Genomic DNA, 13,570 nt, shown 5'->3' on the forward strand with positions numbered 1-13,570 from the left:
AGGTAAGCAGTGTCAAATATGTAATTCCCAATACCTAGCGGGGGGCGACCCGAGTCGATTCAGGGTTGGGTGTTGTTAATTGTATGCGGCGGGTCGCCCCTACAGGGGTGTGAATATCAGGGGTGGGTTCTCCGTTGACCGATAATTACCGATACCGGGCGGTGTTTCCCTGGAATTGTCGGGATTATCGCCATTTTGGGGATTATCGCCGTGGTAGGGGCTCCTCGCTGCACATCTTAGGCGGTGTGAGAATTAACCTATCTCGACTCGCCCTTGTCCAAAGGTAGGTGGTGTCAGATAATTCTTGATACTTGATACAGGGCGACCCGATAGAATTAAGGGTTTGGTGATGTGAATTGAATACGGCGGGTCGCCCCTACCTAGATTTGACCATGGAATAGGGCGCACGTTAGTCATTGGTGTCAACTTAAGCTCAACCCCTTCTCCCGTGCAAAAAAAGCGAAGCATCCTTAGTCCTCCCCCCTCTTGTAGCAGCAGGGGGGAACGAGGGGGGTCCGGAGTTGGGGTTAGGGGATGAGGGGGAAATGTCGAGAAGTAGATAGACACAGCTTTAAACCTTACCAGCATTGATTTTCTACCTTAAGTTGACACGGATGCACGTCAGTGCGCCCCTACGGTTCTAATTCATCAAATTGCCACGCCACTCACTACACTCAAAACTTAACCCGATCCGCGATCGCACGTCCAATTTCCAGGGAAGCGGTAGCCGCTGGAGAGGGCGCATTACAGACATGCAGCGTTTTATGTCCTTCGACAATCAGAAAATCATCCACTAATTGACCATTCTCCATCAACGCTTGGGCGCGAACGCCTGCATGAGTGGGCATTAAATCATCAGATTGAATCTCCGGAATCAGCCGTTGCAAACTGCGAACAAATGCAGCTTTACTAAAGGAACGAATAATTTCTTCCACACCGATTTTCCAATAACTTTGTGCCAATTTCCAACACCCCGGAAACGTGATAATCTCGACAAAATCTCCCCAGTCAAAATCCGTCTTTTTATACCCTTCTCGCTTAAAACTCAGCACCGCATTTGGACCCGCATGAATCCCACCATCAATCATCCGGGTAAAATGCACGCCTAAAAAGGGAAAATTAGGATTAGGAACCGGATAAATTAGATGGTTTACCAGATATCGCTTTTCCGGCTTCAGTTCGTAATACTCCCCCCGAAACGGTATAATCTTAGCTGGAGGCTGCATCTGACCCAATTTCACCACGCGATCGCTCTGCAATCCAGCACAGTTAATCGCCATCCGCGTCTCAAATTCACCTTGATTGGTTTCTACAACTAAACCGTCAGACGTTTCCCGCAGATTTTGCACCGTGGTATTTAATCGCAGTTCTCCCCCTTGGGCGGTAATTAATTCCACATATTTCTCACACACTTGCCGATAATCGACAATCCCCGTCGCCGCAACCCGAATTCCACCAACAGAACGGATATGAGGTTCAATTTCTGCCACCTCTTCCGGACTAATTCGCTTCACCGTTAACCCATTCTCTAATCCCCGTTGATAGAGATTATCCAGCAACGGTAATTCCTCAGATTCTGTCGCCACAATCACTTTGCCACAGACATCATGAGGAATCCCATGTTCCTGACAAAATCTGACCATAGACAGGTTCCCTTCACGGGCAAATTTTGCTTTAAAACTGCCCGGTTTATAATAAATCCCCGAATGAATGACACCGCTATTATTGCCCGTCTGGTGATATGCCCAAGAGTTCTCTTTTTCCAGGACTAAAATCTTACAGTCAGGGTAGCGTTGTCCGATTGCTAAGGCCGTAGACAAGCCAACTATTCCGCCACCGATAATTGTAAAATTATATTGAGTCATTGGTCATTGGTCATTGGTCATTGGTCATTGGTCATTGGTCATTGGTCATTGGTCATTCGTCATTGGTCATTGGTCATTGGTCATTGGTCATTCGTCATTGGTCATTCGTCATTGGTCATTGGTCATTGGTCATTGGTCATTCGTCATTGGTCATTGGTCATTGGTCATTGGTCATTGGTCATTGGTCATTGGTCATTGGTCATTGGTCATTGGTCATTGGTCATTGGTCATTGGTCATTCGTCATTGGTCATTCGTCATTGGTCATTCGTCATTGGTCAGGGGCTAACTTTACCTAAAGGTTTGAATGCCGAACAGCTTACTCTCACTTAATTGTCTCACTAAGATACATATCTTAGAAAATTTAAAATGGTTGCCTCACCCGTGGAGACGTTTCTTAATGTTAAGGAACGTCTCTTAATTTATAGGTTCGTGTTGGCAGTCAAGCCGAATTTAGTTTTACAGTTACCATTGATAATTTTGTGATATATCTCACTCAATTAAACTAATTTTAATCACAAATTAATAGCGTTTTGGTTACACTAAAATCCGAACGTGGTCACGTTACTAAGTAGACTTGAATTACTTTAATATTTGACGTTAATCACTAATCAGATAAAATCTCAATCACTTTAGATCGAGAGTAACTATCTCATAGTATAAGGGTTGAATTTATGCGGAGTAACATGAAACTTCAAGTCCAACTTATACCGGGTGCGATCGCGGATTTATTTGCTCAAGTCAGTTGTTCAGGCAAAATTACACTAGCTGATCGATATGGACTCATGGCAGCCATCTTAGAAGACTCGATCACGGAGGAAGAGAGAGAATCCATTGATAGACTGCTGCGGGCGTTTCGCAAGGGACGAATGCAAATGGTTAATGAGATTTCAGCACAGCCGTGTTGTTCTTGTTCAGAGTCACCTTTACAAATCGCTAACTTCATGCTGAACCATTAGACGCCATCCACTGGCGAGTGCCAAAAAATTGACAAGAGTGGGCAGCAACGTTTGCTGAAGCGGCTAGGGCGTCAGTAAAGGTATGCTTAAGGATAGAGTGACAGAATGCCCCATGAAAAACATCACCAGCTCCCAATGTATCAACCGCATCAACACAAGGTACTGATAATTGACCCGATGTTCCACTGGAGAAATACTCAATTGGTTTTTCCCCATGGGTAATTGCAATGTGGGGAATTCCAGCGGCGCGAAGATAAGCGATCGCGTCTTGGTGAGTTTCACAGTCTGGGGGATAAAAATTCGCCGAGCAAACGGCATAATCGACAAAGGGCAAAAGATTTTCTAATCCAGGTTTCCAACTCCCTCCATCGAGGACAACTGGAATCTGACGGGATTTTGCCGATTGTGCGATCGCATGACTCACTGCCATTTGATGACCATCAATCATCACAATCGTAATATCCCTGTCAATATGCGGCGGTACTTGCTCAACTCCTGCTTGAATCTTCGCCGCATTAATCGAAACCACCGCGCGATCGCCACTCCCTTGAGTAACAATAATTGAAGAAATCGGAGGGGGACTCGTGGCTGTCGGATCTAAATCAGCCAGCGTTACTCCCTGATCGTGCAAATCAGAACGGATCAGGGGTGTAATCGGGTGAGTTCCCACTACCCCTAAGATTGTCGCGCGATCGCCTAAATAACTAAACGTGACCGCTGCGTTTGTCGCTGGACCTCCAGCCGCCACGGTATAGTCACAAGCGGCAATTTTTTCATTTTGACCAGGTAGCTTAGGGCTAAGGTAAACCAGATCTAATGTTACCATGCCAACAAAAAGCCCATTGTTTGCCATTGACTATCTTTTGAGAACTATCGGGTAACCCGATAATCATAAGGCTTGACTCGATATCGCATCAATGCTGATCTCCCCTATCTCCCTCATCTTCCTAATTTCCCATTCAGGGAATTCGTTGCACAGGTAAACCCGCAGGTCCCAAACCCTCAAATATCAAAACCTCACAAGAGGGTAGCCCTGAAGTCATATAATCACAAGTATAGGTAGCTAAGGGTTCGGCTCGGTCATTGAAGACTCTGACATTGTAGTTATAGTCTCTAGCAACCGTTCCGAAATGATTAATAAAGCTGTATCGTTCTAAATAGTTGAGCAGTGTCCAAGGTTGACGGCTAACCACCAAATCAACCCGTTGTTTATCTTGGTAAGCGAGCCAGTTCACGAGCAATTTACCGCCAAATTCATCAAACTGCTCTTCTGCCCACCAAAGGCTAGGAATTGTAATGTTTTGCTGGGATATTGTATTGGCTGTAACTATGTTGGGGGGTAGGATAGTATCGGGTTCTAATAATTCTGTTTCTAGAGGAACTAAGGACGGTATTGGTGCAGAATTGCGTTGAGCCGTTGCTGTTGGTGTAATGAACAGAAGTGGAGAAATCCCGATAAAGCAAATTTTAAATACCCCTAATTGACTGAACATAGCTTTGACACTCTTCACAGAACCCTATACTTGAACTGTAGCATGGCAGACAAAATAGTGTTGGCTGGTTCGTAGTTGCGCTGTCTTCGCTAGAAACTTAAGTAAGCGTTTGTTTCCCCAATTATGTTACGTTAAGTAAAAGTAAAGTCTTACCGCAGTGGCAAGACTTTCAAGTGTGGGCATTGTGGTTGGCATAGGGATGCCGATTTTAACGGAGCCAACAACATGGCACTTGTGGGGCTGTCTATAAACCAGCCTGGAGGCACGGTGTTATCGTGCAAGTTAAACCGAACCGTTGAATGGGTTCAGCGTTCGACTGAGCGCTCACGCCGAAGTCTTAGCTTGTTTGATGACTGAGCGGGCTACTGAAAACCCTGGTTTCAGCCGTTAGGCAAACCTGGGTAGTTTATTTCTATATTATTGGTGAAGGAAGTGTCCGTTTGGTCAAGGATATGGACGAGGTGCAATGTGATCTGAAATACTTATCAGCAGGGCAGCATTTTGGGGAGGTGACGCTATTTGATAATGCCCCGCACTGGGACGGTGCGATCGCGGTGAAGGATTGTACGTTACTTAAGTTAGAGAAAAACCGTTTTATTAGTTTGATCACCCAACGTCCTCATATTGTATTAGAGATTTGTCGATTTTTGAGTCAGCGCCTGCGAGAAACCGATAAGTATCGGCTGGCTAGAAAATTACCCTCATCATTCGATGTTCCTGTAGAAAGCCGATAATTATCAAAGGCGATCGGGCTATGCAGGAGGATTAACCTGAACAAGTGATGATGAGCGATCGCCGGGTGTCGTCAGACAAAAGATTCAGAATGAAAAAACAACCGTTAAATTTTTGGCAGCTCTGGAATATGAGCGTTGGATTCTTCGGCATTCAATTTGGCTGGGGACTCCAAATGGCAAATATGAGCGCCATTTTCGAGTATCTGGGTGCTAATGCCCATCAAATCCCGATTCTCTGGTTAGCCGCCCCCCTGACGGGATTAATCGTGCAGCCAATTATTGGCAATATGAGTGATAATACCTGGGGACCTCTGGGTAGGCGACGACCATATTTTTTAGTTGGGGCAATTCTGAGTACGCTGGCGCTGATTGCCATGCCTCTCTCATCGGCATTGTGGATGGCAGCGGGATTACTCTGGATTCTAGATACCTCAGTCAACATTAGCATGGAGCCGTTTCGGGCATTTGTTGGGGATTTAGTGCCGAGAAGCCAACGGACGATGGGATTTGCCATGCAGAGTCTGTTTATTGGCTTGGGCGCGGTGAGTGCGTCGGCATTACCCTGGATTTTAAATAACATCTTTCACATTCCCTCTCTCAGTAGCAATAAAGGGGCAATTCCCTTAACCGTGGAACTCTCCTTTTACATTGGGGCTGCCTTTTTCTTCGGTACGGTACTGTGGACGGTTCTTTCCACCGAAGAATATCCACCGAAAAACCTAGAAGCCTTTGAGAAACAGCAAGAGAAAAAAGGCGGTGTAATCAACAGTATTCGCGAAGCCTGGATCGCACTGCAAGAGATACCGCCGGTGATGAAACAATTAGCTTGGGTACAATGCTTTACTTGGTTAGGTATGTTCTGTTTCTTCCTATACTTTCCACCCGCCGTCGCCTGGAATATTTTCGGTGCGACGAACCAGCAATCATTACTTTATAACGATGGGATTGAATGGGCAGGAATTTGCATTGCCTTCTATAATGCTGTTTGTTTTGGTGTCTCGTTGTTATTACCGAGAATGGCACAAATCACCAATCGTCAAATCACCCATAGTTTTTGTCTCCTCTGCGGTGGTGCAGGATTTCTGTCATTAATGGTGATTGACAATCAATATTGGCTATTCCTATCAATGGTGGGAGTTGGTATTGCCTGGGCAAGTATTTTGACCCTGCCGTATTCGATGTTAATTGGTGGTTTACCCCCGAAGCGCACGGGCATTTTCATGGGCATTTTTAACTTCTTTATTGTCCTCCCTCAGATTGCTGTATCTCTGGGATTTGGTTGGGTGATGGATAACTTTCTGGATAATAATCGCCTCTTAGCCGTAGTCATTGGCGGTGTGTTTATGGTGATTGCGGCATTTTTGACCCAACGGGTAGAAACGATTCCCGCACAAGATTTACCGAAACCAGAGGTTCAGTTGTCAGAAGAAACAGCCGTTTAACCGTAGGGGCTTGGTGACCAAGCCCCTAGTTTGGTCTTACGCAAAGCCTCTATCTGTAGGGTGCGTTAGCGTAGCGTAACGCACCATTTTAGCGTAGCGTAATGCACCCTTGCCACCAGATATAATGTACCTGTGTAAGTCCTGTTTAAATTGGGTATTAGTAGCGAGCAAGATGCTCGCACTACAAGAATGAGAGTCCTTTGGCTTTAATCAGTCAATTCGGCTCGTCTTTTAGCTATCTCGTTTGAAGGCTATCGATGACACCCTCTCACCTAGATACGGCGATTCAATCCTATGACACAGCCCTCTCTAAGCTAACAGAGGTTCAGGGTTCTCCATCCCTTGAACCGGTTTTAGCGGTGTTAAACGCCAGAAATGCCCTCCAAAACGCCATCAAATACCAATTTAGCTTTGCTATACAGTCGTCAGGGAAGGTATTCAGAAGCCGAACCTTTATACCAACAAGCTTTGCAGATGAGAAAGAAGCTGTTAGGTGATGAACATCCTCTAGTGGTTTTCAGTCTGAATAATTTAGCCTTGCTATACAGTCGTCAGGGAAGGTATTCAGAAGCCGAACCTTTATACCAACAAGCTTTGCAGATGAGAAAGAAGCTGTTGGGCGATGAACATCCTGATGTAGCTACCAGTCTGAATAATTTAGCTTTTCTTTACGAAAGTCAGGAAAGGTATTCAGAAGCCGAACCTTTATACCAACAAGCTTTGCAGATGAAAAAGAAGCTGTTGGGCGATGAACATCCTGATGTAGCTACCAGTCTGAATAATTTAGCTATTTTATACTGGACGCAGAACAATACCACCGATGCTCTTAACTGGCTTGAAGAAGGTTTACAGGTTGAAGAAACAGGTCTGGAAAGTAATCTGATTGCTGGTTCAGACCAAGACAAACAAAAGTATATCGCCACTATTTCTAAAACCACTGACTGGGCGATTTCACTTCACCTGAACGAGTTACCGAAGAATCAACAAGCAGCACATCTAGCTTTAACCACTATCCTACGCCGCAAAGGTCGCATCTTGGATTTCTTTGCCAACAATCAACAACTGTTGCGCCAGAATCTGTACTCAGAGAGTCAAACATTACTCTCTGAATTATCAACCACTCGCAGTCAACTCGCCAACCTTATCTACCACCAACCCCCCAACCTTTCTGCTCAAGATTATCGTAATCAACTCAGCCGTTTATCTGACAAGGCGAACAACCTAGAAGACCGACTTTATCGTCGCAGCCAGCCGTTTCGCCAAGCCACTCAACCGACTACGATTGAAGCTATCCAGAAGCTAATTCCAGATAACGCCGCGTTAGTGGAATTGGTACAGTACAAAGCATACAATCCCCAATCAGAAGATAGCTGGGGGAAGCCCAGGTATGCGGCTTACATTTTACCAGCTCAGGGAGATATTCAAGCCGTAGATTTGGGTGAAGTGGAGCAGATTGAATCCACACTTTATGTCTTTCGTCCGGGGAAGGAATCTATGGATTACGTCGGGCGTTTGTAATTGCGGGGGCGGAAAGTCAACTAATTAGTTTATGGAAGGTGAATGATTTAGCGACCAAAGACCTAATGATAGACTATTACCAACGCTTAAAAAATAACCAGGAAGGACGTTCAATAGCCTTACAGCAAATTAAACGGCAGATGTTGGCGGATTCCAGGTATCAGCATCCTTATTATTGGGCAAGTTTCATCTTTTCCGGTAATTGGCGTCCGATGGAATTCCCAGCAGCGAGTCACTAACGTACAATGCTCATCAAATCAGAGATAAGCACAGCAAAGCGGGTATAGCACCACTGGCGGGATCATCCTAAAAATAGGTCATGTTGGGTTTCGTACCTCAACCCAACCTACGATAAGCTGTTTGGCATTTAAACCTTAATGTCAATAATGGCGAAAGGATGGTAGTGCGAGCATCTTGCTCGCTACTAATACCCAATTTAAATGCATGACAGCTTAATGAACTATTTTAGCTTGTAGATATTGAGCCTCAACCTACTTTGTTCTAACAATTTACCCAACAGCAAACCCATCATATTGGCGCATTATGGGAGCATGATAAGCGAGTACAATATCGTGCTTAGGTACACCGAAGTCCACTAATTCATTCGCCACACCCACCTCTGTCCCATCATACTGAATCCAAATCTTGTCATCAATAATGTCAATATGAATCAGTAGACCAAACACTCGACGATATTGATTCCAGCCTGCATGAAAAACCTGATAGTGGTCATCTTGATGATCAAAGAATTTATAGACCTCAATTTCTCCATTTGCAGGTTTAACTTGACTATATTTCTCTAAAACTTGTTGAATCCAATCACGATATTGAATTAACTTATCCATTGCACAATCACCTCTTGAATGGGTTCATACACCAACAACCTGATTTGTGCTTCTTGAATAGTTTGTTGGGCAAAGGGGCGACGAAAAAACTCGTCATAGATGAACAATGGTACAGCTAGATAAAGCTGGCGTTCTGGCTGTTGTGAGCGCAGCGCAATTTGGTAGCTAAAGCATTGTCCGACGGCTAGATGAAATTCGTAAATTGTGGACGGTGCTAAAAAGCTTTTCACCTCAACCGCAATTTTTTCAGAACTTCGCTCCGCTGCTAGCAGACGTTCACCCCCTAAATAAATCTGGATACGAGCATTATCAAAGTCTAAGGATAGTGGATCGTGGGTAATCGTCCATCCGTCCTTAATCAATCCAGTCTTGACAGCTTGGTGAAATCAATCCTTGGCAGACATAGAACGATGATAGACGCTCAACACATTGTATCCTTTTTATTGTGCGATCGCGTCCATTTAAATTCTGTCAATAGTCCTCGAATCTTGACAAATGACCAAGGACAAATGACAAATGACAAATGACAATTTAAGTTCTAGAACGATTCGGGACCTGGCGATCGCTCTCATCATAAATTTCACCCACCAATTCTTCTAAAATGTCTTCTAATGTCACCAATCCCACCGTACCGCCGTATTCATCCACAATGATGGCAATATGAAAACGCTGTCGTAACATATCCTTGAGTAAATTCGCTACCCGATTCGTTTCTGGGACATAAATCGGTGGGTCCATAGCAGCCGTCACTGAAATATCCCCTTCTTCTGGTGAGGCAACTCTTAAATACTGAAGCGCTTTCTTCATGTGAACAATGCCGACAATTTCATCTTTTGATTCTTCCTGAACCGGAATCCGAGAATATCCAGTTTCTAAACAAAAATTTACTAAATTTTGCAAGGTTTCCTCGTGGGAAATTGTCCGCATTTCAATCCGTGGCTTGACTACATCGCGAGCGCTTAAATTATCTAACATTAACGCTTTACTCAGCAGTTGATGCTTATCCAGATCGAGAATTCCTTTCCCCCCTAACACCTCAATCATTAACTTAAGATCCCTGACGGATTCGCCCTCCTGGACAATCCCGCCCTGGAAAAAGCGAATCGCTGTCTGGGCAATGGTTTCCAAAAAATAAATAATGCCAAAAAAGGATAAAAATCGCGATAGCAAATAGATCGGGCGAACCACAGTCTGGAACACAGGCAAGATATTATTAATTGCCAAAGATTTGGGCGTAATTTCGCCAAAAATCAAGACGATAAACGTGACAATGGCTGTGGCAATTCCTAACCCCGCATTCCCCAGCCACAAGGCAAACAGATTACTGGTGAGAATTGCCGAAAAATTATTGACTAAATTATTGCCCACCAGCAGCGTTGTAATAAAGCGCGATCGCTTCTCTAAAACCAGGCGAAATATACCACTGGGATCACCTTGGTCTTTAATCAACGCCCTGAGTTTCAGATTATCTAATGCCGTGATTGCCGTCTCTGAACCCGAAAACATACCCGACAGCACGAACATCACAATCAATACAGCAACATCCAGCCAAACATTGCCCAACAGAGGACCGATGTCGGACGCCGCAAGTAGATAAATTGGGATTGGTAAGGCAATCATGCTAAAATGGCGAAACTTTGGCGAAGGTATCTTACCAAACCCTTAGGAAAAATCGGGACGGAGGAATGGGACAAGGTAGAAGGCAGAGAGTTTTAGTCCTGGAACAGTTTGACATACCCAAATTGATTGATGCGTATTCGCGATCGCTAAATAGTCGGACAAAAGAAAACAGCACGCCCACTCTGTTGTGTAAACAAGCCTCAAACCATTACAAATGACGAATGACAAATGACGATCAAGAGTAGAACGTGACGTGATTCCTGTCCTACTCCTGCTGTCAAAGGATTGACACTTAACCCACATTGTAAGCCGTCTGTAATGCCCACCACAGTAAGAACGCAATACCCCCCAGAACTAACACCGTCGAAATCACGATCGCCAGAGGACTATCTGCTCCCTTAAACTTCATGATGCCACGATTTAGGTCTGACATAGCCTGCTACACACTCCTATTCTGATTGAAGGGATTTCCCAACTTGAATATATCCTGCCTTGACGGTTTTGATCACAAAATTCCATTTAGGGGTTGCTGCAGGGAGTGTTGTGGTGAGGCGAGGGAACAGGCAACAGGCAACAGATTTAACTTCCTGGCGAAGGAAGAATCTACAATTGCAAGGGGCTTCTGGCACACTCAGGCTACATTAGGGTCAATACTGGTCATTGTTAATCATGGGCGATCAGAAAAGGAGAGGATTGGGTGAAAGCGTTATTAATCATTCTCGGAGTCTTGCTGGGATTGGTGGTGATAGTGGAAGTCGGCTTGCGTTTACTCTTTGGCTTGGGGAAACCACCCATTTATATCGCCGATGAGCAAATTGGCTATTTATTAGCCCCCAACCAAAAGACGACTCGCATGGGTAATCGGATTGCCATTAACGCCTATTCCATGCGGAGTGATGCGATGACACCAGAGCGATCGCCCTCTACGCTGCGGGTTTTACTACTAGGTGATTCTATCGTGAATGGCGGCTGGTGGACCGACCAAGACGAAACCCTTTCAGCGCAGCTTGCCACTCAATTGACACCGTTCAAGTCCCAGAATGCGTTTGAGCAAATCGAAGTTCTCAACGCCTCCGCCAACTCCTGGGGACCTCGGAATGAATTGGCATATCTGCAAAAGTTTGGCACGTTCAACGCTCAAGCTGTCGTCTTGGTAATTAATACCGATGACCTCTTTGCCACCGCCCCCACCTCGATCCCCGTGGGACGCGATCGCAATTACCCCAGTCATCGACCCCCGTTAGCCCTGATTGAGGCAATGAACCGTTTTTTGCCCTACGAATCTCCCCCCGAAATGGCGGCTGTCCGGGCGGAAAAAGGCGATCGCGTGGGGTTTAACTTAGATGCCATTGGTCACGCTTACAGGCTCTCTCAGGAGGCAGGGGCGGAGTTTCTGCTAGTCATGACCCCCCTATTACGGGAAATTGGCGAACCCGGACCCCGTGATTATGAAATCAAAGCCCGAAATCGCCTGAAAGGGTTTACCGAAGACCAGCAAATTCCCTATATCGACGGTTTACCCCTGTTCAACAACGCGCCAACCCCAGAAACCTGGTATCGGGATCACATCCATTTAAGTCCCCAGGGTAATCAGCAGGTAAGTGAAGTCATTGCGCGATCGCTTGAGCGTCATTTGTCATTGGTCAAAACAACGGACAAATGACAATGCTCAATTAAGACAAATGGCACTAAAATAAGCCATTTGAAATCGCCGAAACCCTTTTTATACCGTAGGGTGGGTTTCGGCTTCGCTCAACCCACCAGCCAACATTTCAGTACCATTCCACTTAAGACACCGCAATCATTGGAGACTTGAATTCATGAGTCTCTCGGTCTAAATGATGCCAAACTTGACCATCCAAAGCCATCTGCTCAACCAAACTGGCTAAACGGAGGGCTTTCAGCGCCTGTTCACCGCCGACAGAGGGTTGATTGCCACCCCGCACGCAGTTGACAAAATGTTCTAACTCGGCGTAAAGCGGTTCGATATTACTGGTGTAAACCTTTTCAATTAACCCATCCTGGCGATAGAGAACCTGACCATAATCCGTCTGGCAATTTGCCGTTGTCTGCCGATGAATCAGAATTTCGTTATTGAGAAAATCGGCTTCTGTGAGGGAATTTTTACAATGGGCAGCAATGCGACGGATTTTACGATGGGTCACTTTACTTGAAGTAAGTGTTGCCACAATGCCATTGGCAAAGACTAAATTAGCCGTGACATAATCTAAATACCCCGACTCCGAGGCATGGCTACCACTAGCCGTCAATTGGATAACGGGCGCATCCGCTAATTCCATCAGCAGGTCAATATCGTGGATCATTAAATCCAGAACCACAGATACATCATTGGCTCTGTGGGAATAGGGACTCATGCGATGCGCCTCTAGTGCCAGCAATTTCTCCGTCTTCAGGACTTTGCTGAGTTCTTGAAAGGCGGGATTAAACCGTTCAATGTGACCCACTTGCAGAATACATTGATACTCAGCAGCGGCGTTGACTAGGGATTCTGCCTCAGCGATACTGGCAGCAATGGGTTTTTCGATTAAGGCATGAACCCCTGATCGCAAACAGGTCATTCCCACTTCATAATGCAGTCGGGTGGGTACGGCAATACAAACCGCATCCACATAAGGGAGTAAATCGCGATAATCCTCAAAGAAGCGGACACGGTATTTACTCGCCGTGTCCAAACCCCGTTCTACGTTAATGTCTGCCACGCCTACCATTTCCACGTCTTTCAAAAGACTCAAAACGCGGGCATGATGCTGTCCCATGTTACCAACGCCAATCACGCCAATTCGGATTGGCTGCGGCAGGCTACGTTGGACATGAGTATCCAGATGTCTTTGATACATGCTATCTTGCACTCTTGTATGCTCCTCCACCACGGGAACTAAGTCACTTTACTTATGTTGAGCCGCCTTAAACCATCCAGATAGTACCACAGCACCTTTAAATGTAAAGAATTCCAAAGATTGCCCCAATTTGCCAGATAACGGAACTCTTTCGGACGGCTATTCTGTTTTCATTGTGGGTTTACGGTTACTTTAGGTGTAGGTAAATGTGTCAGTTTTTGGGTTGTCCATTTTGGGC

At 45.4% G+C, this 13,570-nt stretch carries 14 protein-coding genes and 2 pseudogenes; 8 read left to right on the top strand and 8 right to left on the bottom strand.

The window, feature by feature from the left end; all coding sequences use genetic code 11:
* Nucleotides 1–674: 674 nt before the first annotated feature.
* Nucleotides 675–1,865, bottom strand: coding sequence for an L-2-hydroxyglutarate oxidase (gene lhgO / locus RIG27_RS12735; RefSeq protein ID WP_446345627.1), 1,191 nt, complete (start codon nucleotides 1,863–1,865; stop codon nucleotides 675–677).
* Between the two features lie 34 nt (nucleotides 1,866–1,899).
* Between lhgO and RIG27_RS12740 the strand changes: the two genes are divergently transcribed.
* Nucleotides 1,900–2,196 (top strand): hypothetical protein, encoded by a 297-nt coding sequence (locus RIG27_RS12740; protein WP_446345629.1) that lies wholly within the window; start codon nucleotides 1,900–1,902, stop codon nucleotides 2,194–2,196.
* A gap of 353 nt (nucleotides 2,197–2,549) precedes the next feature.
* Complete coding sequence (locus RIG27_RS12745; protein WP_446343405.1) at nucleotides 2,550–2,822, top strand: hypothetical protein; 273 nt, start codon at nucleotides 2,550–2,552, stop codon at nucleotides 2,820–2,822.
* Here the strand turns inward: RIG27_RS12745 and RIG27_RS12750 are convergent.
* Together RIG27_RS12750 and RIG27_RS12755 are read right to left on the bottom strand one after the other, a co-directional pair.
* The gene (locus tag RIG27_RS12750; RefSeq protein ID WP_446343407.1) at nucleotides 2,806–3,675 is read right to left on the bottom strand and encodes a sugar kinase; all 870 of its coding nucleotides are present in this window, start codon (nucleotides 3,673–3,675) and stop codon (nucleotides 2,806–2,808) included. The genes RIG27_RS12745 and RIG27_RS12750 overlap by 17 nt on opposite strands.
* Nucleotides 3,676–3,781: 106 nt before the next feature.
* Entirely contained in the window at nucleotides 3,782–4,333 is a 552-nt protein-coding gene (locus RIG27_RS12755; RefSeq protein ID WP_446345631.1) for a hypothetical protein, read from the bottom strand.
* A 126-nt stretch (nucleotides 4,334–4,459) separates the two neighbouring features.
* Between RIG27_RS12755 and RIG27_RS12760 the strand changes: the two are divergent.
* The 5 genes and pseudogenes from RIG27_RS12760 to RIG27_RS12780 all read left to right on the top strand — a co-directional run.
* Nucleotides 4,460–4,672 (top strand): annotated as a pseudogene (locus RIG27_RS12760) (RNA-guided endonuclease InsQ/TnpB family protein); the annotation flags it as partial.
* The gene (locus RIG27_RS12765) at nucleotides 4,669–5,049 is read left to right on the top strand and encodes a Crp/Fnr family transcriptional regulator (RefSeq protein ID WP_446345684.1); all 381 of its coding nucleotides are present in this window, start codon (nucleotides 4,669–4,671) and stop codon (nucleotides 5,047–5,049) included. The pseudogene RIG27_RS12760 and the gene RIG27_RS12765, both read left to right, overlap by 4 nt.
* Before the next feature lie 89 nt (nucleotides 5,050–5,138).
* Nucleotides 5,139–6,491 (top strand): MFS transporter, encoded by a 1,353-nt coding sequence (locus tag RIG27_RS12770; protein ID WP_446345633.1) that lies wholly within the window; start codon nucleotides 5,139–5,141, stop codon nucleotides 6,489–6,491.
* A gap of 375 nt (nucleotides 6,492–6,866) precedes the next feature.
* Nucleotides 6,867–8,009 carry a tetratricopeptide repeat protein gene (locus RIG27_RS12775; protein WP_446345635.1) on the top strand — a complete coding sequence of 381 codons (1,143 nt, stop codon included), beginning with the start codon at nucleotides 6,867–6,869 and terminating at the stop codon, nucleotides 8,007–8,009.
* The gene (locus tag RIG27_RS12780; RefSeq protein ID WP_446345686.1) at nucleotides 8,009–8,248 is read left to right on the top strand and encodes a CHAT domain-containing protein; all 240 of its coding nucleotides are present in this window, start codon (nucleotides 8,009–8,011) and stop codon (nucleotides 8,246–8,248) included. The genes RIG27_RS12775 and RIG27_RS12780 overlap by 1 nt, the downstream gene beginning before the upstream one ends.
* A 270-nt stretch (nucleotides 8,249–8,518) precedes the next feature.
* Here RIG27_RS12780 and RIG27_RS12785 read toward each other — a convergent pair whose 3' ends face one another.
* From RIG27_RS12785 to RIG27_RS12800, 4 genes and pseudogenes are all read right to left on the bottom strand, one after another.
* The gene (locus tag RIG27_RS12785; RefSeq protein WP_446345637.1) at nucleotides 8,519–8,854 is read right to left on the bottom strand and encodes an element excision factor XisI family protein; all 336 of its coding nucleotides are present in this window, start codon (nucleotides 8,852–8,854) and stop codon (nucleotides 8,519–8,521) included.
* Nucleotides 8,842–9,228: pseudogene (locus tag RIG27_RS12790) on the bottom strand (element excision factor XisH family protein); the annotation flags it as partial. The gene RIG27_RS12785 and the pseudogene RIG27_RS12790, both read right to left, overlap by 13 nt.
* A gap of 157 nt (nucleotides 9,229–9,385) precedes the next feature.
* On the bottom strand, nucleotides 9,386–10,474 hold the full coding sequence (locus tag RIG27_RS12795; RefSeq protein WP_446345639.1) for a hemolysin family protein: 1,089 nt from the start codon (nucleotides 10,472–10,474) through the stop codon (nucleotides 9,386–9,388).
* A 292-nt stretch (nucleotides 10,475–10,766) separates the two neighbouring features.
* Entirely contained in the window at nucleotides 10,767–10,907 is a 141-nt protein-coding gene (locus RIG27_RS12800; RefSeq protein WP_044209156.1) for a hypothetical protein, read from the bottom strand.
* A gap of 264 nt (nucleotides 10,908–11,171) precedes the next feature.
* On the opposite strand from RIG27_RS12800, the gene RIG27_RS12805 reads away from it, so the two are divergent.
* The gene (locus tag RIG27_RS12805; RefSeq protein ID WP_446345641.1) at nucleotides 11,172–12,137 is read left to right on the top strand and encodes an SGNH/GDSL hydrolase family protein; all 966 of its coding nucleotides are present in this window, start codon (nucleotides 11,172–11,174) and stop codon (nucleotides 12,135–12,137) included.
* A 124-nt stretch (nucleotides 12,138–12,261) separates the two neighbouring features.
* Here RIG27_RS12805 and RIG27_RS12810 read toward each other — a convergent pair whose 3' ends face one another.
* Nucleotides 12,262–13,332, bottom strand: coding sequence for a Gfo/Idh/MocA family oxidoreductase (locus RIG27_RS12810; RefSeq protein ID WP_446345688.1), 1,071 nt, complete (start codon nucleotides 13,330–13,332; stop codon nucleotides 12,262–12,264).
* Between the last annotated feature and the right edge of the window lie 238 nt (nucleotides 13,333–13,570).

Origin of the sequence: Coleofasciculus sp. F4-SAH-05, assembly GCF_040222985.1 — a bacterium.
GTDB classification, from domain to species: domain Bacteria; phylum Cyanobacteriota; class Cyanobacteriia; order Cyanobacteriales; family Coleofasciculaceae; genus Coleofasciculus; species Coleofasciculus chthonoplastes.

What these genes read in the sequence shown, in the direction of transcription:
- lhgO (WP_446345627.1), bottom strand. Translation starts at nt 1,865, where the DNA reads ATGACTCAATATAATTTTACAATTATCGGTGGCGGAATAGTTGGCTTG.
- RIG27_RS12745 (WP_446343405.1), top strand. Translation starts at nt 2,550, where the DNA reads ATGAAACTTCAAGTCCAACTTATACCGGGTGCGATCGCGGATTTATTT.
- RIG27_RS12750 (WP_446343407.1), bottom strand. Translation starts at nt 3,675, where the DNA reads ATGGCAAACAATGGGCTTTTTGTTGGCATGGTAACATTAGATCTGGTT.
- RIG27_RS12770 (WP_446345633.1), top strand. Translation starts at nt 5,139, where the DNA reads ATGAAAAAACAACCGTTAAATTTTTGGCAGCTCTGGAATATGAGCGTT.
- RIG27_RS12775 (WP_446345635.1), top strand. Translation starts at nt 6,867, where the DNA reads ATGCCCTCCAAAACGCCATCAAATACCAATTTAGCTTTGCTATACAGT.
- RIG27_RS12785 (WP_446345637.1), bottom strand. Translation starts at nt 8,854, where the DNA reads ATGGATAAGTTAATTCAATATCGTGATTGGATTCAACAAGTTTTAGAG.
- RIG27_RS12795 (WP_446345639.1), bottom strand. Translation starts at nt 10,474, where the DNA reads ATGATTGCCTTACCAATCCCAATTTATCTACTTGCGGCGTCCGACATC.
- RIG27_RS12800 (WP_044209156.1), bottom strand. Translation starts at nt 10,907, where the DNA reads ATGTCAGACCTAAATCGTGGCATCATGAAGTTTAAGGGAGCAGATAGT.
- RIG27_RS12810 (WP_446345688.1), bottom strand. Translation starts at nt 13,332, where the DNA reads ATGTATCAAAGACATCTGGATACTCATGTCCAACGTAGCCTGCCGCAG.